The 23,631-nt window shown below is 63.6% G+C and carries 22 protein-coding genes; 13 read left to right on the forward strand and 9 right to left on the reverse strand.

Annotation, left to right across the window (positions count from 1 at the left end; all coding sequences use genetic code 11):
- Positions 1 to 48: 48 nt before the first annotated feature.
- From NKI54_RS00820 to NKI54_RS00840, 5 genes are all read left to right on the forward strand, one after another.
- Positions 49 to 1,434 carry a M20/M25/M40 family metallo-hydrolase gene (locus NKI54_RS00820; RefSeq protein WP_352633778.1) on the forward strand — a complete coding sequence of 462 codons (1,386 nt, stop codon included), beginning with the start codon at positions 49 to 51 and terminating at the stop codon, positions 1,432 to 1,434.
- Between the two features lie 103 nt (positions 1,435 to 1,537).
- Positions 1,538 to 2,158 carry a ribonuclease D gene (locus tag NKI54_RS00825; RefSeq protein ID WP_023675237.1) on the forward strand — a complete coding sequence of 207 codons (621 nt, stop codon included), beginning with the start codon at positions 1,538 to 1,540 and terminating at the stop codon, positions 2,156 to 2,158.
- A 43-nt stretch (positions 2,159 to 2,201) separates the two neighbouring features.
- The gene (locus NKI54_RS00830) at positions 2,202 to 2,453 is read left to right on the forward strand and encodes a hypothetical protein (RefSeq protein ID WP_023675238.1); all 252 of its coding nucleotides are present in this window, start codon (positions 2,202 to 2,204) and stop codon (positions 2,451 to 2,453) included.
- Positions 2,454 to 2,744: 291 nt separating this feature from the next.
- On the forward strand, positions 2,745 to 4,997 hold the full coding sequence (locus NKI54_RS00835; protein ID WP_352633776.1) for a transglycosylase domain-containing protein: 2,253 nt from the start codon (positions 2,745 to 2,747) through the stop codon (positions 4,995 to 4,997).
- A gap of 61 nt (positions 4,998 to 5,058) precedes the next feature.
- Positions 5,059 to 5,811 (forward strand): SDR family NAD(P)-dependent oxidoreductase, encoded by a 753-nt coding sequence (locus NKI54_RS00840; protein WP_352633774.1) that lies wholly within the window; start codon positions 5,059 to 5,061, stop codon positions 5,809 to 5,811.
- Positions 5,812 to 5,898: 87 nt separating this feature from the next.
- Here the strand turns inward: NKI54_RS00840 and NKI54_RS00845 are convergent, their stop codons facing one another.
- Entirely contained in the window at positions 5,899 to 6,351 is a 453-nt protein-coding gene (locus tag NKI54_RS00845; protein ID WP_352633772.1) for a hypothetical protein, read from the reverse strand.
- A gap of 177 nt (positions 6,352 to 6,528) precedes the next feature.
- Between NKI54_RS00845 and NKI54_RS00850 the strand changes: the two genes are divergently transcribed.
- The gene (locus NKI54_RS00850; protein ID WP_352633770.1) at positions 6,529 to 7,296 is read left to right on the forward strand and encodes a hypothetical protein; all 768 of its coding nucleotides are present in this window, start codon (positions 6,529 to 6,531) and stop codon (positions 7,294 to 7,296) included.
- A gap of 297 nt (positions 7,297 to 7,593) precedes the next feature.
- On the opposite strand, the gene NKI54_RS00855 is transcribed toward NKI54_RS00850, so the two are convergent.
- Both NKI54_RS00855 and NKI54_RS00860 read right to left on the reverse strand, forming a co-directional pair.
- Positions 7,594 to 9,348, reverse strand: a complete 1,755-nt coding sequence (locus tag NKI54_RS00855) for a cation:proton antiporter domain-containing protein (RefSeq protein WP_352690374.1) — start codon at positions 9,346 to 9,348, stop codon at positions 7,594 to 7,596.
- A gap of 225 nt (positions 9,349 to 9,573) precedes the next feature.
- Positions 9,574 to 10,023: a baeRF12 domain-containing protein gene (locus tag NKI54_RS00860; RefSeq protein WP_352448343.1), complete on the reverse strand. Its 450-nt coding sequence runs from the start codon at positions 10,021 to 10,023 to the stop codon at positions 9,574 to 9,576.
- Between the two features lie 439 nt (positions 10,024 to 10,462).
- Here NKI54_RS00860 and cysG point away from each other — a divergent pair, with 439 nt between their 5' ends.
- The 6 genes from cysG (at position 10,463) to NKI54_RS00890 (ending at position 16,201) form a co-directional block, all read left to right on the forward strand.
- Positions 10,463 to 11,914, forward strand: coding sequence for a siroheme synthase CysG (gene cysG, locus NKI54_RS00865; protein WP_352690376.1), 1,452 nt, complete (start codon positions 10,463 to 10,465; stop codon positions 11,912 to 11,914).
- The gene (locus NKI54_RS00870) at positions 11,911 to 12,216 is read left to right on the forward strand and encodes a DUF2849 domain-containing protein (RefSeq protein ID WP_352453967.1); all 306 of its coding nucleotides are present in this window, start codon (positions 11,911 to 11,913) and stop codon (positions 12,214 to 12,216) included. Before cysG ends, NKI54_RS00870 begins: the two co-directional genes overlap by 4 nt.
- A gap of 73 nt (positions 12,217 to 12,289) precedes the next feature.
- Entirely contained in the window at positions 12,290 to 13,960 is a 1,671-nt protein-coding gene (locus NKI54_RS00875; protein ID WP_352690379.1) for a nitrite/sulfite reductase, read from the forward strand.
- Positions 13,935 to 14,699, forward strand: a complete 765-nt coding sequence (locus NKI54_RS00880; RefSeq protein ID WP_352448339.1) for a phosphoadenylyl-sulfate reductase — start codon at positions 13,935 to 13,937, stop codon at positions 14,697 to 14,699. Before NKI54_RS00875 ends, NKI54_RS00880 begins: the two co-directional genes overlap by 26 nt.
- A 209-nt stretch (positions 14,700 to 14,908) precedes the next feature.
- Positions 14,909 to 15,445 (forward strand): DUF934 domain-containing protein, encoded by a 537-nt coding sequence (locus NKI54_RS00885; RefSeq protein WP_352690382.1) that lies wholly within the window; start codon positions 14,909 to 14,911, stop codon positions 15,443 to 15,445.
- A 135-nt stretch (positions 15,446 to 15,580) separates the two neighbouring features.
- The gene (locus tag NKI54_RS00890; protein ID WP_023675247.1) at positions 15,581 to 16,201 is read left to right on the forward strand and encodes a DJ-1/PfpI family protein; all 621 of its coding nucleotides are present in this window, start codon (positions 15,581 to 15,583) and stop codon (positions 16,199 to 16,201) included.
- Between the two features lie 148 nt (positions 16,202 to 16,349).
- Here the strand turns inward: NKI54_RS00890 and NKI54_RS00895 are convergent, their stop codons facing one another.
- Both NKI54_RS00895 and NKI54_RS00900 read right to left on the reverse strand, forming a co-directional pair.
- Entirely contained in the window at positions 16,350 to 17,372 is a 1,023-nt protein-coding gene (locus NKI54_RS00895) for a fatty acid desaturase (RefSeq protein WP_352588358.1), read from the reverse strand.
- A gap of 126 nt (positions 17,373 to 17,498) precedes the next feature.
- A complete protein-coding gene (locus tag NKI54_RS00900) occupies positions 17,499 to 17,702 on the reverse strand; it encodes a hypothetical protein (protein WP_023675249.1) in 204 nt (67 codons plus the stop codon).
- Positions 17,703 to 17,938: 236 nt separating this feature from the next.
- Between NKI54_RS00900 and grpE the strand changes: the two genes are divergently transcribed.
- Positions 17,939 to 18,574, forward strand: a complete 636-nt coding sequence (gene grpE, locus NKI54_RS00905) for a nucleotide exchange factor GrpE (protein ID WP_023675250.1) — start codon at positions 17,939 to 17,941, stop codon at positions 18,572 to 18,574.
- A 125-nt stretch (positions 18,575 to 18,699) separates the two neighbouring features.
- Here the strand turns inward: grpE and olsB are convergent, their stop codons facing one another.
- From olsB to lspA, 4 genes are all read right to left on the reverse strand, one after another.
- Complete coding sequence (gene olsB / locus NKI54_RS00910) at positions 18,700 to 19,575, reverse strand: l-ornithine N(alpha)-acyltransferase (protein WP_023675251.1); 876 nt, start codon at positions 19,573 to 19,575, stop codon at positions 18,700 to 18,702.
- Between the two features lie 149 nt (positions 19,576 to 19,724).
- Positions 19,725 to 22,013 (reverse strand): PAS domain-containing hybrid sensor histidine kinase/response regulator, encoded by a 2,289-nt coding sequence (locus tag NKI54_RS00915; protein ID WP_352690384.1) that lies wholly within the window; start codon positions 22,011 to 22,013, stop codon positions 19,725 to 19,727.
- A gap of 88 nt (positions 22,014 to 22,101) precedes the next feature.
- Entirely contained in the window at positions 22,102 to 23,091 is a 990-nt protein-coding gene (acuI, locus tag NKI54_RS00920; RefSeq protein WP_352690387.1) for an acrylyl-CoA reductase (NADPH), read from the reverse strand.
- Positions 23,092 to 23,142: 51 nt separating this feature from the next.
- A complete protein-coding gene (lspA, locus tag NKI54_RS00925; protein WP_352577458.1) occupies positions 23,143 to 23,619 on the reverse strand; it encodes a signal peptidase II in 477 nt (158 codons plus the stop codon).
- Positions 23,620 to 23,631 lie beyond the last annotated feature (12 nt).

The following is a 23,631-nucleotide window of genomic DNA, read 5'->3' on the forward strand; positions in this document are numbered from 1 at the left end:
CGCCGTATGGGCTCTAGATTCGCCGCCAGAATCGAAAGGCCCCGCCAGATGTCAGCAGTTTCCCCCGTCCTCGACCGCCTCGACAAGAACTTCGACCAGAGCCTCGAACGTCTGTTCGGCCTGCTCGGCATCAAGTCGATCTCCACCGATCCGGACTACGCCGCCGACTGCCGCAAGGCAGCCGAATGGCTGGTCGCCGAGCTCAAGCTGATCGGCTTCGACGCCAGCGTGCGCGACACGCCGGGGCATCCGATGGTGGTCGCGCATCACGATGGGCCGGCGGGCGCGCCGCATCTGCTGTTTTACGGCCATTACGACGTCCAGCCGGTCGATCCGATCGAGCTGTGGGAAAGCGACCCGTTCGCGCCGGCGGTCAAGGAGATCGAGCCCGGCCACAAGGTGATCACCGGCCGCGGCGCGGCCGACGACAAGGGCCAGCTGATGACCTTCGTCGAGGCCTGCCGCGCGTGGAAGCAGGTGCATGGCGGATTGCCGTGCCGAATCACAATCCTGTTCGAGGGCGAGGAGGAGTCCGGATCGCCGTCGCTGAAACCGTTTCTCGAGGCGAACGCGGATGAGCTCAGGGCCGATTTCGCGCTGGTCTGCGACACCGGCATGTGGGACCGCGATACGCCGTCGATCTGCGTCTCGCTGCGCGGACTGGTCGGCGAGGAGATCACGGTGACGGCCGCCGACCGCGACCTGCATTCCGGGCTCTATGGCGGTGCGGCCGCCAATCCGATCCGCATCCTGGCAAAGATCCTGGCCGACATCCACGATGCGGATGGCCACGTCACCATCCCGGGTTTTTATGACGGCGTCGAGGAAACGCCGTCGCAGATATTGCAGTCGTGGCTGTCGCTCGGCGAGACGGCCGAGACCTTCCTCGGCCCGATCGGCCTGTCGATTCCGTCCGGCGAAAAGGGCCGCTCGCTGCTCGAGCTGACCTGGGCGCGACCGACGGCCGAGTTCAACGGCATTATCGGCGGCTATACCGGCAAGGGCTTCAAGACGGTGATCGCCGCGCAAGCCTCGGCGAAAGTCTCCTTCCGCCTCGTCCACAAACAGGATCCGGAAAAAATCCGCGCCGCCTTCCAGGCATTCGTCAGGGAGCGCGTTCCGGCCGACTGCTCGGTCGAATTCCACCCGCATGGCGGCTCGCCGGCAATCCAGCTTTCCTACGACTCGCCCTTCCTGGCCAAGGCCAAGCAGGCGCTGTCCGACGAATGGCCGAAGCCAGCGGTGGTGACCGGCAGCGGCGGCTCGATCCCGGTGGTCGGCGATTTCCAGACCTATCTCGGCATGGAATCGCTGCTGGTCGGTTTCGGTCTCGACGACGACCGCATCCACTCGCCGAACGAGAAGTACGAGATGAGCTCCTTCCATAAGGGCCAGCGCTCCTGGGCGCGCATTCTCGAGGCGCTGACACGCTGAAATTGCGCCAGACTCAAGTTTTTGTTGATTTTTCGCCGGATCGCGGCAAGGACGGGCACGGTCCGTCGCGCATCGCTGCACGGGGCCGCGACCGGAGAAGACGATGAGCGACATACGTTTCCACAAAAACGATCTGCCCGGCCTGCTGCATTACGATGTCGGGGCGGTCGCCATCGACACCGAGACGCTGGGGCTGAACCCGCATCGCGACCGGCTCTGCGTCGTGCAGATCTCGCCGGGCGACGGCTCGGCCGACGTCATCCAGATCGCGCCCGGCCAGAAGAAGGCGCCGAACCTCGTCAGCCTGCTCAAGAACCGCAGCATCACCAAGCTGTTCCATTACGGCCGCTTCGATCTGGCCGTGCTCTACAATGCCTTCGGCGTCATGCCGGAGCCGGTGTTCTGCACCAAGATCGCGTCGCGGCTGACGCGCACCTACACCGACCGGCACGGGCTCAAGGACATCTGCTTCGAGCTTCTCGGCGTTGGCCTGTCGAAGGCGCAGCAATCATCCGACTGGGCCGCCGAGACGCTGTCGCCCGAGCAGCTCGAATATGCCGCCTCCGACGTGCTCTATTTGCACCGGCTGCGCGACGTGCTCAGCGCGCGTCTGGCGCGCGACAACCGGACCAGGGAGGCCGATGCCTGCTTCCGCTTCCTGCCGACGCGTGCGAAACTCGACCTGATGGGCTGGGATGAAGAGGACATCTTCGCCCACAGCTGATGGCCTTCTGGCACTTTAACGCCGTCGGCCGGGAGGAATTGAAATGGCTGCCCGAAAATCAATCGAAACGGCACCGAGGGACGGCTCCAAGGTCACCGTCTACTGGCAGGACAGCGACGGCGTGATGAACGAGAGCATCGCGCAATACCGTTCGCTCGACCGGCTGAAGGCGGCCGGCGGCGACTGGGACGAAAGCGACGCCGGCTGGTGGGCCTATACGGACGGCCATACGCAAAGGAAGATCGAGCCGATCAGCTGGCGGCCGGCCTCCGACGATGCGGATGCCGACGACTGAGGGTTGTCGCAACCGCCGAACTGAAGTGATTATTCTTAGGCAAAGCAAATTTTGTTCTTGCTTTGTGCCTGCAGCTATGCTACTAATTTCGCTATGGTGCTCATTGGCTCCAACGACCCGCCCGCCGAGGCGGGTTTTTCATTTCCGGCTTTGGCGCTGTCGCGGGCCGCAGCCGTTCGGCAAGCGACTGAATACAGTTTATTTCGATTTTTCCCGACTTAACCCGCCTTTAAACCGCCGCATCTAGTCTTCAACCCCAACGCCATAGGCATGGGGAAGACAGCACAGCGCATGGCGAACCGGAAAGACAGCCGCATCGAGCCCAGCTTCGAGGCATCGCCGGGGGCGAGATCCTCGGCCGGTTTTTCGGTAAGCGAGGAGGACCGCGTCGTGCCGAGCAACCGAAAAGCCGCTGCAAAGCGCAAATCGTCCAAGGTCAAGCCGCCGCGCGGCGGGCGCGGCAAAAGCCGGCGCGGCGTGTTCGGCGTGCTTGCCCGGCTGTTCTACTGGTGCTTCGTGCTGGCCATCTGGGGCGGCATCGCCACTGCCGGCATCGTCGTCTATTACGGCGCGAAAATGCCGGCGGCCACCACCTGGGCCATTCCCGACCGCGCCCCCAACATCAAGATCGTCTCGGTCGACGGCCAGCTGCTTGGCAATCGCGGCATGAGCGGCGGCGAGGCCGTCGGCCTGCACGAAATGTCGCCCTATATTCCCGAGGCCGTCATCGCCATCGAAGACCGCCGTTTCTATTCGCATTTCGGCATCGACCCGATCGGCCTTTCCCGGGCCATGGTGACCAATGTGCTGGGCGGGCATTTTTCGCAGGGCGGCTCGACGCTGACCCAGCAGCTGGCCAAGAACCTGTTCCTGACGCCGGACCGCACGCTGGAACGCAAGGTGCAGGAAGTGCTTTTGGCGCTGTGGCTGGAGCACAAGCATACGAAGGACCAGATCCTCGAAATGTACCTCAACCGGGTTTATTTCGGCTCTGGCGCCTATGGTGTCGAAGCGGCCTCGCGCCGCTATTTCGGCAAGAGCGCGCGTGACGTCACGCTGTCGGAGGCCGCCCTTCTCGCCGGCCTGCTCAAGGCGCCGTCGCGGCTGTCGCCGGCGCGCGACCCGAAGGCGGCCGAGCAGCGCTCGCAGCTGGTGCTCGCTGCCATGCGCGACGAGGGCAAGATCAGCGCCAAGGAGCAGACCACGGCGATGAGCGCGCCGGCGACACGCGCGCCGTCCTACTGGACCGGCTCGGAAAACTACGTCGCCGATACGATCATGGAAGAACTGCCCGACCTGATCGGCGACGTGCGCCGCGATATCGTCGTCGACACGACTGTCGACCTGACGCTGCAGAAACTCGCCGAGCAATCGATCCGCCGGCTGATCGACCAGAGCGGCAAGAAGCTCAATGTCAGCCAGGGCGCGCTGGTGTCGATCGACAATTCCGGCGCGGTGCGCGCGATGGTCGGCGGTTACGACTATTCGACCAGCCAGTTCGACCGCGCCTCGGAAGCGCGCCGGCAGCCGGGCTCGGCGTTCAAGCCGTTCGTCTACATGGCGGCGCTGGAATCCGGCCGCACACCCGACAGCGTGCGCAACGACGCGCCGATCAAGATCGGCAACTGGACGCCCGACAATTACGGCGGCAAATATTTCGGCAAGGTGACGCTGGCGACGGCGCTGGCAAAATCGCTGAACTCGGTGGCCGCGCAGCTGACCATGGAAGTCGGGCCGAATGCGGTGGTCGAGGCGGCGCACCGCATGGGCATCCAGTCCGAGCTGACGGCCAACACTTCGATTGCGCTCGGCACCTCGGAAGTGACGCCGCTGGAACTGACCTCGGCCTATGTTCCCTTTGCCAATGGCGGTTACAAGCCGGACATCCATTTCATCCGCCGCGTCACGACGAGCGACGGCAAGGTGCTCTACGAGAACAATGGCGGCGGCGCGCCGCGCGTCGTCAAGCCCGATGTCGTCGGCATGATGAACTCGATGATGACCGGCACGGTCGAGATCGGCACCGCCAGGAAGGCGGCGTTCGCCTGGCCGGCAGCCGGCAAGACCGGTACCAGCCAGAACTCGCGCGACGCGTGGTTCATCGGCTATACCGCCAATCTCACCACCGGCGTCTGGTTCGGCAATGACGACGGCAGCGCGATGAAGAAGGTCACCGGCGGCGCACTGCCGGCGCAGGCCTGGCATGAGTTCATGGTCGCCGCGCATGAGGGCGTGCCGGTGCGGCCGCTGCCCGGAACCTGGAAGTCGACGCCGCCCGACACCATCGTCCCGGACGACATACCGTCCGACACGCCGCCGCCGGCGCCGGTCGCTTCCGTTGGCCAATCGGCGCCGCCTGTGGCAGCCACCCAGTCGGCTTCGCGACCCGTGCGTCCTGCCGAGACGGTCGATGCCGGCGGCCTGGCCATGCCGGGGGTCGACAGCGCCACCGGATCGATCAAGCACCCGGTGCCGCCCGGCAATGTCGGCGGCCCGGTCAAGAAGCGGCAGACGTCGATCCTGGACATCCTGACAGGCGGCTGAACAACAGGCCCCCTCGCCACCGCTGCCGCGTTCCGCTACATCTCCCGTTTGGAGACCGCGAATGGCAGAGACCGACACCAGAAAAACCATCGTGCTGACCGGCGCCAGCCGCGGCATCGGCCATGCCACGGTCAAGCGCTTTTCACGCGAAGGCTGGCGCGTCATCACCTGCTCGCGCCAGGCCTTTGCCGACGACTGCCCGTGGCCGGCCGGACCGGAAGACCACATCAAGGTCGATCTCGCCGACCAGGAGGATGTCGGCATCGCCATCTCGGAAATCCGCCACCGGCTCGAGGCGCATGGCGGGCAGTTGCATGCGCTGGTCAACAATGCCGGCATCTCGCCCAAGCTCAAGGACGGCAACAGCCGCATGAACTCGATCGACACGCCGATGCATGTCTGGCGCGACGTCTTCCAGGTGAATTTCTTTGCGCCGATCATGCTGGCGCGCGGACTGTTCAAGGAATTGGCATCGGCCAAGGGCTCGATCGTCAACGTCACCTCGATCGCCGGCACCCGGGTGCACCCCTTCGCCGGCACCGCCTATGCGACGTCGAAGGCGGCACTCGGCTCGCTGACCCGCGAGATGGCGCATGATTTCGGCCCCCACGGCATTCGCGTCAATGCGATTGCGCCGGGCGAGATCGACACCGCGATCCTGTCGCCGGGCACGGAAAAGATCGTCGAGACGATTCCGCTGAGACGGCTGGGCACCACGGCGGAAGTTGCCGATATCATCTTCTTCCTGTGCTCGCAGCAGGCGTCCTACGTGACCGGCTCGGAAATCCACATCAACGGCGGCCAGCACGTGTAGAAGGCTTTCCAGGCGAGCTATCCAACGTGCGGTTCCGTTCCCAGTGGCGACCTGCGATTCGGTAGATCGGTCGCGGTATGCTTGATTTCAAACCAGTTCGGCAGTCACTTTACTAAAAAGCTGTGTTCGCATCGCTCCGAAGTTGCCCTCTGCCGAGTTCATAAATGTCTGAATGCGCATTGTTGTGCCGCGGTAGGAAAAACTGGCGGAATGGTTGAACTCACCATTGCCTTCAATCCGTTCGAAGAGGCAAACCCCATCGCCTAGCTGCGGAGTTACACCTACGCCCTTGGCTACCACCATGCCATGCTGGACGATGGCATCCTGATCGGTGCCAAGCTTCGGTTCATGCCGAAGGTCGGCGAGTTGCCTGGCGAAGTCGTCATTAGTACTTTTGAGGGTTTCCAGCCTTTCCCTGTAGTGAAATCGCCCTGCGGCAAATCCCAGGGCGAGCGCTGCCGTCATCAACCCGATAAAGAACTGCGGATTCGCCGTGACGATCGCCCAATGGTCAAATATCGCTTTCACGATTTCCTGCACGGCTTATCCTCCTGATAACCGCAACCGCCCCCGTTGTGGTACGTGGGTGGCCAGTTCATCCTATTGAGGAAGGCCACAGAACCGCGAGATTCGGCTTTCGCTCGAGTTCACATACTCGGCTAGGGGCGGGACAATCACAAGGCGGGCAAAGTAGGATGGGTGAGGAAGCGGTGGGCCATGAGAAAGATCTTCAGCTGGGTCGGGTTTGGATTTGTCCTGACCGGGATCTATTTTGTAGCAGTGGTCTGGGTGATCTGGAGCTCAGGGCCTGAAAGCTACATAAAAATTAAAACCGACTTGCAGTTGAATGAGTTCGCGGATGCTTTGGCTGGCATGTTCGCTCCCCTGGCGTTTCTTTGGCTATTTATCGCAACAATGGTTCAATCTCAGGAGCTTGCCCTTCAGCGCGACGAGCTTCGCCTAACGAGACTTGAGTTCCAGCAAAATCGTCAGGTCGCCAAACAACAGGCGGCCGAGGCGCACAACCAAGCGAAATTCATTGGGGAACAAACCACGATTCTACAGAGGGCTGAAACAGACAAGCTGGTCGAGGTCCAATTGGAAGGTTTTCTGCGTCGGTGCTTCGAGATTGCAAGTCGTTCCCTAGCGGTCCAATCCGGTGAAGGATATCGGCCGTTCCATTTTCAATCCGAACCGAAAAATGGCCTGCGAACCGCCGCTTATACAGTTACCAAGGCAGCCTCCGGCATCCGGGAAGTGATGGGGAATCACCCAGGTAGTCGTCTGATTGCCAGCAAGCGTGATTTAACGGAGCTTCAAGACCGACTGCTAGAGATGCGTGAGTATTTGGCGGTTTCATCTTTTAGACTGCAAGCCAAGTTCCGCAACGAAGGGTTTGAGGATCTCGTCGACCAGATGCAGTTTCTTGCTCAGATGTGCTCTACGTCCGCACATGAGGAACCCGAACCGTCGACTGAGTTTTGATCGTCTGGCTAGTCACTCCCTGGCAGTTTCATCGTTGAGGTCATCGTCAACCCAATGTGCAGGCAATCTTGCCGGGGCGCTAATCCAGCCTAACCACTGCAAAACCCGCACAACTGCTACGATCACCTTGGCGTCACCGGGAAATCTAGTCATCAGGTTTTCGCGCAAAATGGGCCGCGATGATCCACAATTAAACGCGCACACGGTGCATGTCATTCCTCGGATGGCCGGCGGCGGAAAACCGAATCTCCACCGGGACGGCACGCGGTCATTCTCAGGCCGGCCAGATGAATTGGGTCAGACCGCCCCCGTCACCACTTCGACGATCCCACGGGCGATCTCGCGTTCGCCCATGATGACGGTGTCGGCACCAAGGTTTTTGAGGTGCTCGACCTCGGCATCGGAATGGGCGCGGGCGATGATTTCGATTGTCCGATTGGCGGCGCGGGCGCGCAGCACGACCTGCCCGGCCTCGAAGGCGTTGGGAATGGCCAGGATCAGCCGCTTTGCGCCCTCGGGATTGGATGCGGCGAACACGTCGCCACTCGCCGCGTTGCCGGTCACGGTTTCGACTCCTTCGGCCTTGAGCTTCGCCAACGTCTTGTCGGCATCCTCGATGACGAGGAAGGGCAGGGCGGCCTGCTTCAGCGCCGTGCCGACGAGACTGCCGACGCGGCCGTAGCCGATCAGGATGGTGTGGCCGGTCAGCCTGGTCCTGGGCGGTGGGCCATCCTCGTTAGCAGGCGCCGCGACCGAAGCCACCTGGCCGGGCTCGGTCGCCGGGCCGATCGGCCTTGCTTCGCCGGGCGGCGCCGTCCTGCCGGCGCGTGCTTCCAGCCAGGGTTTCATCCGGTCGACGGCAAGAAACATCAGCGGATTGAGGACGATCGACAGGATGGCGCCGGCGAGGATGAGGTCGCGGCCTTGTTCGGGCAGCAGTTTCAGCCCGACGCCGATTTCAGCCAGGATGAACGAGAATTCGCCGATCTGGGCTAGGCTTGCCGAAATCATCAATGCGGTTGCGACCGGATAGCGGAAGACGACGACGATGACGAAGGCTGCCAGCGACTTGCCGACAACGATGATGACCAGCGTCGCCAGGATCGGCCAGCCATTGCTGATCACGCTGAACGGGTCGAACAGCATGCCGACCGAAACGAAGAACAGCACGGAAAAGGCGTCGCGCAGCGGCAGCGATTCCTCGGCCGCCCGGTGGCTGAGCTCGGATTCGCTCATGATCATGCCGGCGAAGAAAGCGCCGAGAGCCAGCGACACGCCGAACAGCTTGCCCGCGCCGAAGGCGACGCCAAGCGCAATCGCAAGCACCGCCAACCGGAACAGTTCGCGCGATCCGGTATGGGCGACGTAGTGCAGGATCCAGGGGATAAGCCGGCGGCCGACCACCAGCATGACCAAGACAAAGGCCGCGACCTTGGCCAGTGTGATGGCGACGACGCCCCAGACGCCGTAGCTCGCCGGCAGCGACAGCAGACCGCTGGAGTGCACCTCCACCTGCTCTTGGCCGCCGAGCACGCCGGCCAATGCCGGCAAAAACACCAGCGCCAGCACCATCGCCAGATCCTCGACGATCAGCCAGCCGACGGCGATGCGGCCGCGCTCGGTCTCGATCAGCCGCCGCTCCTGCAGAGCGCGCAACAGCACCACGGTCGAGGCCACGGAAAGCGCCAGGCCGAAGACCAGTCCCGCGCCCATCGACCAGCCGAGCATCCAGGCAAGGCCGGCGCCGAGGGCTGTCGCGAAGCCGATCTGCACAATGGCGCCGGGCACGGCGATGGCGCGGACCGACAACAGGTCCTTCAGCGAGAAATGCAGGCCGACGCCGAACATCAGCAGGATGACGCCGATCTCGGCAAGTTCATTGGCGAGGCCGGCATCGGCGACGAAACCCGGCGTGTTCGGTCCAACCAGAACGCCGGCGATGAGATAGCCTACCAGCGGCGGCACGCGAAAACGGTTGGCAAGTGCGCCGAAGACGAAAGCCAGCCCCAGACCGGCGACGATGGTGGCGATAAGGGGCGTGTCATGCGGCATTGTCTATGGAGCGCCTTCAGGAATCGCGATGTCGGACATGCGCCGTCCAAAAGCCGCCGCCGTGGCAGTATGGAGGCTGCGACAGTCGCGAGACAACCCGCAATCCCATTAAATCGATGGCAAGGCGGCAAAAGACGGAGAGCCGGCAAGCGTTGCCACCCGGCGCGGCCTGCTCCAAGCAGGGCGCTTGCTACGGAAACGAAAGTTGCGCGCCGCCGATGCCGATCAGGTCGCCTGCAGCAGGCTCTCGATATCGGGTATGCTGTGGTTGGTCAGCGTCTTTGGAATTTCGGCCGTTATCTTGTCGGTGACCTCCTTGTGCAGCTTCCTGCGCATGTCGCCCAGCACCGGCGGCGGCGCGATCAGCACGATCTCCTTGAAGCTGCCGCGATGCGCGAGCTTGTAGAGCCTGTCGGCAATCTCTTCGGCAAAACGCTCCTTGCCGAGACGGTGCCAGTCGGTGTCCTCGACCGCACTGCGGTGGACGGAAGGGCCGTCGCTGTAGCGGCCGGGGCGGTCCGTGCCTTGTTCTCGGGTTGCAGGATTTTCCTGCTCCATCTCGTGCACGACCTGAAGGTCGGGATATTGGACGTCTCCACGGTTCTCGAGAAACAGCGCCTTTTCGCCATCTGCCACCACGATCCACAGTCCGCGTTTCAGTCTGACGTTGCTCATGGGGCGCTCCTTTTTTGATTTTTCAAGCCCATCGCCAAGCCTTTGCCGTAGGGGCATGACCGGGCTTGGGCCATAAGGCAAACGCGTGCCGAGGCGGGAATGTTCCGGTACTCGGACCCGGTATTCCGACAAGGGCCGGCGAGAGCGCCGGGCTGCCTTTGATGGCTCGGTCGGCATCCGGCGGCTTAATCTACTAAATTGATAGAATTTAGAAAAATCTGTTTTGTGGTTAGCTCCTCCGGCCGCTGAAAAGGCAGCGGATCAAGGGCTGCAACAGCAGCTTCAATCTGCTCCGCATTTGAATGTGGAATATTTTTCTCTTGGCCTTCATGCTTGCAGAAAAGAGATTGCCTGCTACGAAGCGATGCGCGAGTGGGTGCCTTCTGGTTTTTCGCGCCCCCGCGTAGAACTGACAAACGGTTCCAGGATTCCGCTCGTCATGCCGCAAGCCACGCCCAAGCTCAATGCCTTTCCCGTCTTCATGCGGGTCGAGGGCGAAGCCATGGCCATCGTCGGCGGCGGCGAGGAGGCGCTGGCCAAGGCGCGGCTGCTCGCGCAGTCGAGCGCTGTGCTGCGCATCGTCAGCGATGAAACAAGCCCGGAGCTGCTGGCCTTTATCGCCGAGACGGGGGCCGCCCACATCGCCGACGGCTATGATGCAGCACATCTCAATGGTGCGGTGATGGTGTTTGCCGCCAGCGGCGACGAGGCCCTCGATCGCCGCGTTGCCGGGGATGCGCGCCGGCTGGGCATTCCGGTCAATGCCGTCGACCGGCCGGAGCTATGCGATTTCTTCACGCCGGCACTGGTCAACCGCGCGCCGGTCGCCATTGCCATCGGCACGGAAGGTGCCGGCCCGGTGCTGGCGCAGATGCTGCGCAGCCGCATCGACCGCATGCTGTCGCCCTCGCTCGGTCCGCTCGCAACTCTCGCCGCATCGTTTCGCGACACCGCCGAAAGACTGCTGCCGAAGGGCAATGCCCGCCGCCGCTTCTGGAGCGATTTCTTTGGCGGTGCACCGGCCCGCGCTGTCGAGGCCGGCGAGCTTTCGCAGGCGCATGATGCGGCCGTCGGCCTGCTGCTTTCGAAAGAACCGGCATCGGGCCATATCGCGCTTGTCGGCGCCGGTCCGGGCGCCGAGGACCTTTTGACGCTGCGCGCCCATCGCCTGCTGATGGAAGCCGACGTGATTGTCCATGACGCGCTGGTGCCGGAGGCGATCGTCGCCATGGGCCGCCGCGATGCCGAGCGCCTGCCGGTCGGCAAGCGCAAGGGCTGCCATTCCAAGAGCCAGGCCGAGATCAATGCGCTGCTGGTCGAGCTTGGCCACGCCGGCAAGCGCGTCGTGCGGCTGAAGTCCGGCGACCCGCTGGTGTTCGGCCGGGCCGGCGAGGAGATGGCGGCACTTCGCGATGCCGGCGTCGCCTACGAAGTAGTTCCGGGCGTCACCGCGGCCTTCGCCGCCGCCGCCGATTTCGAACTGCCGCTGACGCTGCGCGGCGTGTCGTCGTCGATGGTGTTCACCACCGGCCATGACCTCAAGGGAAATTCGCTGCCAGATTGGGCAAAGCTCGCTATTTCCGGCGCGACGGTCGCCGTCTATATGGGCCGCTCGGTCGCTGCAGAGGTCGCCGGCCGGCTGATCGAAGCCGGCCTGTCGCCGGATACGGCCGTCGCCGTGGTCGAGAATGCCAGCCTTGCCAACCGCCGCCGTTTCCACGGCACGCTCGCCGACCTGCCATCGCTGGAGGCGCGTGCCGACCTCAGCGGCCCGGTGATGACCATCATCGGCGACGCCGTCGCCGGCGCCAATTTCGAACGGTCCGAGCCACTGGCGGCACACAGGCAGGAAAGCGTGGCCCGTGCTGCCGCGCAAGGAGTGAACCAATGAAAGTCCTGACCGCGAACCGCCTCGCCGACGGCATAGCCGTCTGGTACGCCAATGGCGGCTGGGCCGAGACCATCGACCATGCCGACATCGCCCATGACAAGGCGGCCGAGGACCGGCTGGAGGCGATCGGCGCCAAGGCCTCCGCCAACAACGAAGTGGTCGACGTCAACCTGATAGACGTGACCGTGGCCAACGGCACGGTCGAAGCGGTCCGGCTGCGTGAAAAGATCCGTGCCGCCGGCCCGACCACCCGCAACGATTTGGGCAAGCAGGCCCGTCCGCAAGCCGCACGCGCGGCATAGATGACCCAAGCATGATCCCGATCATGCTCGAACGAAGAAAATAACGGGCGGACGCGCCCGGAAAGACCTGAATATGTACCGTTACGATGAGTTCGACCACGATTTCGTCAAGGCCCGCGTCGCCGAGTTCAGCGACCAGGTCGCGCGGCGCCTTGCCGGCGAGATCACCGAGGACCAGTTCCGGCCGCTGCGGCTGATGAACGGAGTCTATCTGCAGCTGCATGCCTATATGCTGCGCATCGCGGTGCCCTATGGCACGCTGAACAGCAAGCAGCTGCGCATGCTTGGCCACATCGCCCGCAAATACGACAAGGGTTACGGCCATTTCACGACGCGCCAGAATATCCAGTTCAACTGGCCGGCGCTGTCGGACATCCCGGCGATCCTGGCCGATCTGGCAAGCGTCGAGATGCACGCTATCCAGACCAGCGGCAATTGCATCCGCAACGTCACCGCCGACCACTTCGCCGGCGCCGCCGCTGACGAGATAGCCGATCCGCGCCCCTATGCCGAAATCCTGCGGCAATGGTCCTCGGTGCATCCGGAGTTCTCGTTCCTGCCGCGAAAATTCAAGATCGCGGTGACCGGCGCCGAGCGCGACCGCGCCGCCATCCAGACGCACGACATCGGCCTGCACCTGAAGAAGAACGCTGCCGGCGAGCTCGGTTTCGCCGTCTATGTCGGCGGCGGCCAGGGCCGCACGCCGATGGTGGCCAAGAAGATCCGCGATTTCCTGCCCGAAGCGGATCTGTTGTCCTACTGCACGGCGATCCTGCGCGTTTACAACCTCTACGGCCGGCGCGACAACAAGTTCAAGGCGCGCATCAAGATCCTGGTCCATGAGACCGGCGTCGAGGAGATCACCCGCCAGGTCGAGGCCGAATGGCAGGAGTTGAAGGACGCCGAGCTGAGGCTGCCGGAAGAAGACATCCGCGCCATCGATGCCTATTTCGCGCCGCCTCCGCTTGTCGACCGGCCGGAAGGCGACGAGGCGGTCAAGCTTGCCCGCCTCGACTCGAAGCGCTTTTCCGAATGGCTGGACCAGAATGTGGTCACCCATCGCCATCCCGACTACGCGGCGGTGACCATCTCGCTCAAGGGCATTGGCGAGACGCCGGGCGATGCCTCCGACAGCCAGATGGAAGCGGTCGCCGACATTGCCGAAAAATATTCATTCGACGAGCTGCGCGTCAGTCACGAGCAGAACCTGATCCTGCCGCATGTGGCGCGGGCCGATCTCAAGGCGGTCTATGACGCGCTTGTCGATATCGGGCTGGCGACGGCCAATTCCAACCTGATCAGCGACATCATCTCCTGCCCCGGCCTCGACTATTGCGCGCTGGCAACGGCGCGTTCCATTCCCGTGGCGCAGGAAATCTCGCGGCGCTTTGCTTCGCTGGAGCGCCAGCGCGACATCGGCGAATTGAAGCTGAAGATTTCCGGCTGCATCAATGCCTGCGGCCATCACCATGTCGGCCATATAGGCATCCTCGGCGTCGAGAAGAAAGGCGCCGAGCTCTACCAGGTGACGCTCGGCGGCTCGGCCGACGAGAACACCTCGGTCGGCGAGATCATCGGCCGCGGCTTCAGTTCGGAAGAGATCACCGATGCCATCGAGCAGATCGTCGAGACCTATCTCGGGCTTCGGCTGGACAGAAACGAAAGATTCATCGACGCCTACCGCCGAGTCGGTCCCGCGCCGTTCAAGGAGGCGCTCTATGCTGGCGAAGCCAAGGCCGCTTGACCGTATTGTCGACGTCGAGGCCGGCATCGCCGCCCAAGCGGCGGGTCTCGACGCGCTCTACGGCCATCTGAAGCCGCTGGAGATCATCGAGCGGTCGACCCGGGAGTTCTTTCACGGCGAAATCGCCGCCGTCTCGTCCTTCGGCGCGGATTCGGCGGTGCTGCTGCACATGATCGCCGAGATCGACCGCACGCTGCCGGTGATCTTTCTCGACACCGGCAAGCATTTCGAGGAGACGCTCGGCTATCGTGACGCGCTGGCCGCCGATTTCGGGCTGAGCGATATCCGGGTGATCAGGCCCGACGATGCGGCGCTGGCAAGGATCGACCCGACCGGCAATCTGAACGAGACCGACACCGACGCCTGCTGCGACGTCCGCAAGGTCGAGCCGCTGGCGCGCGGCGTCGAGCCGTTCCGCGCCTGGTTCACCGGCCGCAAGCGCTTCCAGGCGGCGACCCGGGCAGCGCTGCCAGTGTTCGAGGCGGTCGGCTCGCGCATCCGCATCAATCCGCTGGCGCACTGGACGACATCGGACCAGGCCGGCTACATGCGCGCACATGCGCTGCGTGAAAACCCGCTGGTCGCCTATGGCTATCTGTCGATCGGCTGCTTCCCATGCACGCAGCCGGTGCAGCCGGGCGACGACGCGCGCAGCGGCCGCTGGGCCGGGCACGCCAAGACCGAATGCGGCATCCACTTGTCGGGGCTGGAAAGGTCGCTGACCGACGCCTCGCTTTAGGATATGTTGATATTCAGCCGGCCTGCAAACGGCGGCTTCCTGCGCTTCCGGCGCTCACGTACCCAAAGTACGCTCCGCTCCGGTTCTCGGAAGCCACCCAGTTTGGTCGCTTCGCGCCCGCCGTCGGCTTCGGCTTGGCCTGACCTGAATCTCGACACACCCCGGGGTGTTTTGAATTTGAGAATATTGTGGACTTGGGAATTTTCTTGATGAGCGACTTGATAGCCGAAAACGCAATGCGGCTGTGGACACCGGATGGGTTCCGCGAGGACGAGTGGGTTCATGCCGAAAGCGCCGAGGCGCTGGTCGGCAATGGCCGTTTCATCCTGCCGTTGCAGGCGTTTCTCGGCCTCGATCCGGAGGTGCGGCGGTCGACGAAGGAGCGCATCGGTGTGCTGCTGCAGCCCGGCGATCAGCTCGAAAAGATCGCAGGCCTGCTCGATCAGCTGTCGCTGGTGGCGCTGGCGTTTCCGGCGTTCAACGACGGCCGCTCGTTCTCCAAGGGCGAATTGCTGCGCAGCCGTTATCATTTTGCAGGCGCTATGCGCGCCACCGGGCAGGTGCTGATTGATCAGCTGCCGCATATGCTGCGCCTCGGCTTCGATGAATTCGAGATATCGCACCCGGTGCTGCTGAAGCGGCTCGAGCAAGGCCGCACAGGCGGACTGCCGCTGTTCTATCAGCCGGCGGTGAAGCCGGAGGCCAAAGGCCCGAAATATTCCTGGCGGCGGGTGCGCGCCGGCTGATCCGCTCCAGAGGGCCAGAAGCCTTCTGGTCGGACCACATTCCCGATTCAGCCTTTTATTTTGCGCCTCTCCGCCTTAGGATAGGCCCATTATTTCGCGATCCGAATAAATGTGGCCACAAGGGGGGAACCGGGTATGGCTGGCAAGAAGATATTGATGCTCGTTGGCGAGTTCAGCGAGGAGTACGAGATTTTCGTCTTTGAACAGGCCATGCATGCGGTGGGCCACACCGTCCATGTCGTTTGCCCCGACAAGAAGGCCGGCGATATCCTGAAGACCTCGCTGCACGACTTCGAGGGCCACCAGACCTATACGGAAAAGCTCGGCCACGACTACATCCTCAACAAGACGTTTTCCGAGGTCAATCCGGCCGACTACGATGCCGTCTACGCGGCGGGCGGGCGCGGCCCGGAATATATCCGCATCGACAAGCGCGTGCAGGCGCTGGTGCGGCATTTCCATGAGACGGGAAAACCGATCTTCACCATCTGCCACGGCGTGCAGATCCTGATCGCGGTCGACGGCGTGGTGCGCGGCCGCGAAGTCGCGGCGCTGCAATATTGCGAGCCGGAAGTCACGCTGGCCGGCGGCATCTATATCGATGTTGCGCCGACCGGCGCCCATGTCGACGGCAATCTGGTGTCGGCCAAGGGCTGGCCGGGCCTTGCCGCGTTCATGCGCGAATGCCTGAAAGTGCTGGGCACCGAGATCCGCCAGGGCGAGATCCTGATGCGCGACCAGCGCCAGGCAGCTTAAGCTCGGAATGTGGAGCCCCGCCGCACCCCTAACGCATGTCGCGCAAAAGTGTTCAGCGGTTTTGCGATAACGGCATGCATAAACAAGAACCTAAAGCGCGTCGCATGAGGCCGGTCGAGCGCGACGCGCTTTAGGTGCGGCGGTGCGTCTACACGGCCATCCGCGCTTCGCGGAACGATACCAGCTTGCTGCGGCTCTCGTCCCACAGCGCCAGCTTGACGCAGCGCAAGCTGTCGAGGAGTGTGACGCGGCCGATCTCACGCAGCTCCGGATAGTCCCTCAGCACTTCCGGAAGCCGGTAGCATGGCACCTTGGCCGAGAGGTGGTGCACGTGGTGGACGCCGATATTGCCGGTGATCCAGTTCAGCACCGGCGGCAGGTCGTAATAGGACGAACCGTGCAGGGCAGCGTGCTGGAATTCCCACTCGGAGTCCTTTGTCCACTCCGTCTCTTCGAACTGATGCTGGACATAGAACAGCCAGATGCCGGCCGATCCGGCGAGGATGACGATCGGCAAATGCACGACCAGAAACGCGCCGGGGCCAACGAACCAGATGAGCAGAGCGGCTATGACCGTGATGGCTAGGTTGGTGGACATCGACGACACCCAAGGGGTGAGGCCGCCCCGCATCATGCCCAAGGGCAGTCTCTGCTCGAAAATGAAAATCCAGATCGGGCCAAGGCCGAACATCACCAGCGGATGGCGATAGAGGCGATAGGCGAGCCGGCCCCGCCACGACAGTTGCCGGTATTCGGCGACGGTCAGTGTCTTGATGTCGCCGGTGCCGCGCTCGTCGAGATTGCCGGCGCTGGCGTGATGGGTTGCGTGGGCGCGGCGCCAGCAATCGTAGGGCGTCAGCGTCAGCACGCCAAGGACGCGGCCGATCCAGTCGTCGGCATAGCGATTGGCAAAAAAGGAGCCGTGGCCGCAATCGTGCTGGATCATGAAGATCCGCACCAGAAAGCCGGCGGCCGGAAGGATGAGGACCAGACCCCACCAATGGCCATAGGCATAAGCGGCCGAGGACAATGCCCACAGCGTGGCGAAAGGAATGAGGGTGATGGCGAGTTCGACGGCGCTGCGACGCCTGTCGGGCTTTTTATAGCGCGACAGGATTTTCAACCAGGCGCGCTTGCTGTTTGCCACAGCTTCGGGGGAAATCATGTTCATCATGAAACATAGGCGGAGCGGCGCGCTGCCGCAAGGCGGAGATCACGCAAAGTTACTGCGGGTAAATGTCGCGCGATGGCGAGGAATTGCGGCCGCAATCGCAGGTCGCGTTGCTTGCGATGGTGTCTACCGACGGCGCCCGCCTGCGACCACCTTGGCTTCGACGCCGTCCAGGCGGTCGAGCAATTCCTTCAGACGGTCGGGAATATCGGACTCCGTGCGGAAGGCCGGCAAGGTGCGCAGAAAGCGCTTGGTCGCCTCGGTGCCGAGCTGGCGCCGGATATCGGCGGCGAGCCCGTCGCGTTTTTCGCCATTCCTGCGGGGCATCATCCAAAATCCTGTGTCGGCTTCGAAACTCTTCCAAGGGAGGAATGGTTCCCGCATTGTAGTATGCTGGCAAGCAAAGCCGTCGGGTACGGTAAAGTTTGAATTAAAATCGAAAGGTCTGCGCCGTCCGCCATCAAGCCGCGGCAGCGACTGCAGTAGCGCTTGCCCCTTGATTTTTGGCCGCTAAACCTCGATATCGGGCGCAAATCCACACCATTCGAAAATGACGGGAAACGGCGATGAGCGACCAGGCAAAAGACGAACGCGCGCCCGATGAAGCCGAGAAGACCGAGGCTGCCGCGGAGCCAAGGGAAGGCGGCGTCGACGGCGACTATGAAGCGCTTGTGCGGCTTCTGAAGGAAAACGAAGAGCTGAAGGATCGCGCGCTGCGCGTCGCGGCCGACATGGAGAACTTGCGTCGCCGCACCGCCCGCGACGTCCACGATGCGCGCGCCTATGCGGTTGCCAATTTTGCCCGCGACATGCTTTCGGTGTCAGACAATCTGCGCCGTGCGCTGGATGCCATCCCGGAGGAGGCCAAGGCTTCGGGCGATGCCGGCTTCAAGGCGCTGATCGACGGCGTCGAGATCACCGAGCGCGCCATGCTGTCGGCGCTGGAACGCCACGGCGTGAAGAAGCTCGAGCCCGAGGGCGAGAAATTCGATCCGAATTTTCACCAGGCGATGTTCGAGGTGCCCAATCCCGACGTACCGGCCAACACGGTCGTGCAGGTCGTGCAGCCCGGCTATTCGATCGGCGAGCGTGTTCTGCGGCCGGCCATGGTCGGCGTCGCCAAGGGCGGCCCCAAGCATGTCGCAAGCGAAGCGCCGGTGGAGCCGGGGCCGGTCAACGAGCAGGCTGAGAAAGATGCGTGAATGGTGAATGGTGAATAGTGAATGGTTAGTAGTGAATGGTGAGTAGCCAATTGCTGCTCCAGCAGTCAGTGCTAGGTTCTATTCACTATTCACTATTCACTCACTATTCACTCACTATTCACTACTCAGGCCGCAAACCGCTGCGCTTCTCCGCCATAATAATTGACGTAGCGGGCGCCGATCTCCTTGACCGGCATCACCACGAACACGTCGACCGTCGAGAATTCACGGTCGATGACGCAACCGTCGCCAATGCGCGCGCCGACGCGCAGATAGCCCTTGACCAGCGGCGGCATCGCGGCGATCGCCGCCTTGGTATTGACGGCCTCGATCGGCATCAGATCCATGGAACAATAGCGCCCGGCGACGGCGCGCACGTCCCAGGATGAATTCGTCCGGCAGTGGTGGGCAAGATAGGTCAGCGCCTCCGCATGTGCCGCCGGCACGGTGCCGTGGAACGACGCGCAGCCGGTCATCACGCCGATCCCGTAATGGTTGATGTAGGCCCAGATGCCTTGCCACAGCGCCTCGATGGTGCGCTTCGAGCGGTATTCCGGCAGAACGCAGGAGCGGCCGAGCTCGAGGAAGCGCTGGCCGGGATGCCGCGCGATCAGCTTGGTCAGCTCGAATTCACCTTCGGAATAGAAGCCGCCGGCGGCCGCGGCAATCTCCTGCCGCAGCAGGCGGTAGGTGCCGACGATGCGGCGATGCTCGGGGCCGGAAAGCGAAGTATCGAAGACCAGCAGATGATCGCAGAGGGGATCGAAGCGATCGGCATCGCGGCGGTCCTGCATCTGGAACAGGTCCTTCCTGGCACCAAGCTCGTCGTAGAACACCCGGTAGCGCACTTCCTGCGCGGCAGCGATCTCGGCCTCGTTGCGGGCGAGCCGCACTTCGAGATTGCCGATGCGGCCGAGCGATGCGCCTTTTATGACGGCATCGGCGTTCCGGCCGACGAGCAAAGGCCCGCTGGCGTTCGGCCGAGCATCACATTCCGGCATGACTGTATGCACGAGTGATTCTCCTTCGAGCCATCCCTCTTGGCACGGGGATACGGTGTAGGTGCAACAGGATTGTGACAGTACCGTGATACGGCTCTGCGGGCAATACTTCGTCGGCTGGGTAATCTATCAACCGTCTATGTTGTGCCTCAGGCGGCCGCTTGCCCTTCGACCGCATGAACCAGGGCATCGGGGTCGAGCGGCTTGGTGACGAAGCCGCTGGCACCGTGAGCGAGCACGGCGTGGCGGGTCTTTTCCTGGCTGTCGGCCGACAGCACCATGATCGGCACCGGCGGCACCGCGGTCTCCTCCTCATGGCGGCGGATGGCGGCGATGGCGTCCAGGCCGTCCATGACAGGCATATGCAAGTCCATCAGCACCACGTCGTAACGGTGCTTGTGGCCGGTGCTGATGACCGCCTCGACGGCGGCCTTGCCGTTGCCGACCACTTTCACGCGATGCCCGGCCTTCAGCAGCGTGGCGCGGGCCAGCATGGCGTTGATGTCGTTGTCCTCGGCGATCAGCACCGACAGGCCCTGCTGGCGGGCGCCAATGGCGTGCCCCGCCTGCGCGCCGCGCCTTTGCAGTTGCGGCTCGGCGATGACCGGTGCATGGCTGGTCAAGAGCACGCGCAGCAGTGTCTCGCCGCGCACCGGCCTCGCCAGGAAGGTGGCGTAACCGTTGGCACGGAACTCGCCAAGCATGCCGCGGTCGGTCGGCGCGATCAGCGTCACTGCCTCGCAATCGGCAAATCCGCTCTGGCGCAGGCGCCTGAGCAACCTGCCGTCGCTTTGCTCCATGGCAGCATCGATCAGAAGCACGTCACAGCCCTCGGCGAAAGCGGTGGCCTGGGCGGCGGCGGTGGCCAGATCGACCGTGCCGCCATTGGCGCGAATGGTGCGGGCGAGGGCTCCGGCCTCGACCAGGTTCTTCGACACGATCACCGCATGCCGGCCCGACAGCGCGTCCTGGCGGATCTGCGGCGCCTCGACGGCGGAAATAGCGGGAATATCGAAGACGAATTCGGACCCCTGGCCAAGCCGGCTCGACACAGAGATAGTGCCGCCCATGGCGGTCACCAGGCGCTTGGAAATGGCGAGACCGAGGCCGGCACCGCCATGCGCACGGGTCGAGGTGCCGTCAGCCTGTTCGAAGTCCTCGAAGATGCGCTCCATGTCCTCCTCGCGCAGACCGGGGCCGGTATCAGCGATGGTGAAGCGGATGCGGTCGGTGGTTTCGGTGCGGACGCGGGCGATGCTTGCCAGGACGCCGCCGCTGTCGGTGAACTTGACGGCGTTGCCGATGAGATTGAGCAGCACCTGCCTGACCCTGCCGGGGTCGGCGGTGATCAGCTGCGGCACGTCGGGTTCGACATGGCAGCCGAGGCCGATATCCTTGGCAAAAGCCCGCGCCGCCAAGAGTTCGATGACGTTGTCGGCGATCTCACGCACCGACATCGGCTGCGGTTCGGGATCGAAGCGGCCGGCCTCGATCTTCGAGTAATCGAGCAGGTCCTCGATCAGCGCCAGCAGCGCGCTGGCCGAGGTCGAGATGGCGCCGACATAGGTCCGCTGCTCGGGCGAAAGGCTGGTGTCGGCGAGAAGCCGGGCCATGCCCATGATGCCGTTCATCGGCGTGCGGATCTCGTGGCTGACGGTGGCGAGGAAGCGCGATTTGGCCTGGCTCGCATATTCGGCCCGCTCGCGGGCGGTGATCAGCGAGGATTCGGCGCGCTTGCGAGCGGTGATGTCGCGGGCGATGGCGCGATGCGAAACGGCGCCGCTGTCCTTGTCGCGCACCGACAGCTCGATCCAAGAGAACCAGCGTGGGCCGTCCGGCGTGCGAATGGCGACGTCGGTGGAACTCAGGCATTCATGGTCGGAAAACGCGGCGTCGGGGACGATGCCGACATCGATGCCTAGTTCGGCCAGGGTCTTGCCGGCAAGGTCGCGCTGGTCGGTTTCGACAAGGTCGGCGAAAACCTTGTTGGCGTAGACAATGTGGCCGTCGCGGTCACGATGGACGACGAGATCGCCGAGTGCATCGATCAGCCCGCGAAAGCGCTCCTCGCTCTCCTGCATCTCCCACATGCGGTCGGCCAGCGTCTCGATTTCGGCGCGGCTGCGGGCGGTCGTGGCATCGAGCACGGCCACCGCGCGGCGCTCGGTGCGCCTGTTGCGCAGATGCACGGCGAGCCCGGCGATGGCTGTCGCCAAAAGGCCGATGGTGATGAAGATCGGCGCCCCGGTCAGATGCGAAAAGCCTGCCAGCACGACGATGGCGACGAGCGTCAGGAAGGGCAGGCCTTCGCGGTTGGAGGCCGGCAGTTCCGGCGCCAGCGGTGGCGCGGCGACAAGCTGCCGTCCTGGCGCCGCGGGGGCCGTCCCGTCGGCCCGTTCGGCTGGTTCCGCCTCTCTGATGCCGGGTTCCGCAATCATACGGAACTCCTGCCAGACAGAGCTTATCGAAGGTTGTGGTTGATCGCTCGAATTTTAGCGGTCGCGCTCTTTTTTATCCCTTGGGGGCTCACATATCCACCACCACGCGGCCGCGGATCTTACCCTCGACGATGTCATGCGCGGCGCCGATGATGCCGTCGAAGCCGATGCTCGTCGACAGGCTGGCAAGCTTTGCGTGGTCGAGATCGGCGCCGATGCGGCGCCAGGCCTCGAGGCGGACCGCCTTCGGCGCCATCACCGAATCGATGCCGAGCAGCGAGACGCCGCGCAGGATGAAGGGGGCGACGCTTGCCGGCAGGTCCATGCCGCCGGCGAGGCCGCAAGCGGCGACGGCGCCGCCATAGGAGGTCATCGACAGAACGTTGGCCAGCGTGTGACTGCCGACCGCATCGACGCCGCCGGCCCAGCGTTCCTCGGCGAGCGGTTTTGCCGGCTGGGTGAGCTCGTCGCGTGAAATCACTTCCGCAGCGCCGAGGTCGATCAGATAGGGGCTTTCGGCAGCGCGGCCGGTCGAGGCGATGACGTGATAGCCGAGGCTGGACAGGATCGAGACCGCGACCGAGCCGACGCCACCGGCAGCGCCGGTCACCACCACCGGGCCGCGATCGGGCACGATGCCGTGGCGCTCCAGCGCGATGACGCAAAGCATGGCGGTGTAGCCGGCGGTGCCGACCGCCATCGCATCATGCGGGCTCATGCCGTCCGGCAACGGCACCAGCCAGTCGCCCTTGACGCGGGCGCGTCCGGCATAGGCGCCGAAATGCGTCTCGCCGACGCCCCAGCCGTTCAATATGACCTTGTCACCCTTGCGCCAGCCAGAATTGGAAGACGAGATGACGGTGCCGGCGAAATCGATGCCCGGCACCAGCGGCCAGCGGCGGATCACCGGCGCCTTGCCGGTAATTGCAAGACCGTCCTTGTAGTTCACCGTCGTCGCCTCGACCGCGACGGTGACGTCGCCCTCCATCAGGTCTGCCTCGGTAAGCTCGGTCACCGCGACTGACTGGTTTTTCTCGGCGTCACGCGAAACGAGGATGGCTTTGAAGGTTTCGGGCATTTTTTCTCCTCGGGCTTGCAGATCAGAATGTGCGGCGCCAGGCGAGTGAGGTCAATCGCTCGACGCTCCGCGCCGCCAGCCAATGAGTTCGTCGAAGACGACCAGCACCGCACCAACCGAAATGAAGGCGTCGGCGAGGTTGAAGACGGCGAAGGACCAGACCGGCGTATGGAACAGGACATAGTCGATGACATGACCGTAGATTGCGCGATCGATCAGGTTGCCGAGCGCGCCGCCGACGATCAGCGCGAAGCCGATGCGGGCAAGCAGGTGGCCGGGCGGCGTGCGGGCCGCAAGATAGAGCACGAAAGCGACCACCAGAACCGCGACGACCACCAGGCCGGTGTCGCCGAAGGACGAAAACAGCGAGAACGCGATGCCGGTGTTGTAGGTGCGGTACAGCGCCAGGAACGGAAGCAGGTCGAGCCGTTCCTGAAAGGCAAGACCGGTTTCGACTAGGTATTTCACCCACTGGTCGAGCGCTATCGCGGCGACGACCAGAAGAGCATACGGCCTCCAGGACTTCATGGTTTGCAGTTT

The organism is Mesorhizobium sp. M0663 (assembly GCF_040320585.1).
GTDB lineage: Bacteria > Pseudomonadota > Alphaproteobacteria > Rhizobiales > Rhizobiaceae > Mesorhizobium.

Excerpts from the sequence above, each read along its gene's own strand:
- NKI54_RS00820 (WP_352633778.1), top strand. The coding sequence starts at position 49 with ATGTCAGCAGTTTCCCCCGTCCTCGACCGCCTCGACAAGAACTTCGAC.
- NKI54_RS00825 (WP_023675237.1), top strand. The coding sequence starts at position 1,538 with ATGAGCGACATACGTTTCCACAAAAACGATCTGCCCGGCCTGCTGCAT.
- NKI54_RS00830 (WP_023675238.1), top strand. The coding sequence starts at position 2,202 with ATGGCTGCCCGAAAATCAATCGAAACGGCACCGAGGGACGGCTCCAAG.
- NKI54_RS00835 (WP_352633776.1), top strand. The coding sequence starts at position 2,745 with ATGGCGAACCGGAAAGACAGCCGCATCGAGCCCAGCTTCGAGGCATCG.
- NKI54_RS00840 (WP_352633774.1), top strand. The coding sequence starts at position 5,059 with ATGGCAGAGACCGACACCAGAAAAACCATCGTGCTGACCGGCGCCAGC.
- NKI54_RS00850 (WP_352633770.1), top strand. The coding sequence starts at position 6,529 with ATGAGAAAGATCTTCAGCTGGGTCGGGTTTGGATTTGTCCTGACCGGG.
- NKI54_RS00855 (WP_352690374.1), bottom strand. The coding sequence starts at position 9,348 with ATGCCGCATGACACGCCCCTTATCGCCACCATCGTCGCCGGTCTGGGG.
- NKI54_RS00860 (WP_352448343.1), bottom strand. The coding sequence starts at position 10,023 with ATGAGCAACGTCAGACTGAAACGCGGACTGTGGATCGTGGTGGCAGAT.
- cysG (WP_352690376.1), top strand. The coding sequence starts at position 10,463 with ATGCCGCAAGCCACGCCCAAGCTCAATGCCTTTCCCGTCTTCATGCGG.
- NKI54_RS00870 (WP_352453967.1), top strand. The coding sequence starts at position 11,911 with ATGAAAGTCCTGACCGCGAACCGCCTCGCCGACGGCATAGCCGTCTGG.
- NKI54_RS00875 (WP_352690379.1), top strand. The coding sequence starts at position 12,290 with ATGTACCGTTACGATGAGTTCGACCACGATTTCGTCAAGGCCCGCGTC.
- NKI54_RS00880 (WP_352448339.1), top strand. The coding sequence starts at position 13,935 with ATGCTGGCGAAGCCAAGGCCGCTTGACCGTATTGTCGACGTCGAGGCC.
- NKI54_RS00885 (WP_352690382.1), top strand. The coding sequence starts at position 14,909 with ATGAGCGACTTGATAGCCGAAAACGCAATGCGGCTGTGGACACCGGAT.
- NKI54_RS00890 (WP_023675247.1), top strand. The coding sequence starts at position 15,581 with ATGGCTGGCAAGAAGATATTGATGCTCGTTGGCGAGTTCAGCGAGGAG.
- NKI54_RS00895 (WP_352588358.1), bottom strand. The coding sequence starts at position 17,372 with ATGAACATGATTTCCCCCGAAGCTGTGGCAAACAGCAAGCGCGCCTGG.
- NKI54_RS00900 (WP_023675249.1), bottom strand. The coding sequence starts at position 17,702 with ATGATGCCCCGCAGGAATGGCGAAAAACGCGACGGGCTCGCCGCCGAT.
- grpE (WP_023675250.1), top strand. The coding sequence starts at position 17,939 with ATGAGCGACCAGGCAAAAGACGAACGCGCGCCCGATGAAGCCGAGAAG.
- olsB (WP_023675251.1), bottom strand. The coding sequence starts at position 19,575 with ATGCCGGAATGTGATGCTCGGCCGAACGCCAGCGGGCCTTTGCTCGTC.
- NKI54_RS00915 (WP_352690384.1), bottom strand. The coding sequence starts at position 22,013 with ATGATTGCGGAACCCGGCATCAGAGAGGCGGAACCAGCCGAACGGGCC.
- acuI (WP_352690387.1), bottom strand. The coding sequence starts at position 23,091 with ATGCCCGAAACCTTCAAAGCCATCCTCGTTTCGCGTGACGCCGAGAAA.
- lspA (WP_352577458.1), bottom strand. The coding sequence starts at position 23,619 with ATGAAGTCCTGGAGGCCGTATGCTCTTCTGGTCGTCGCCGCGATAGCG.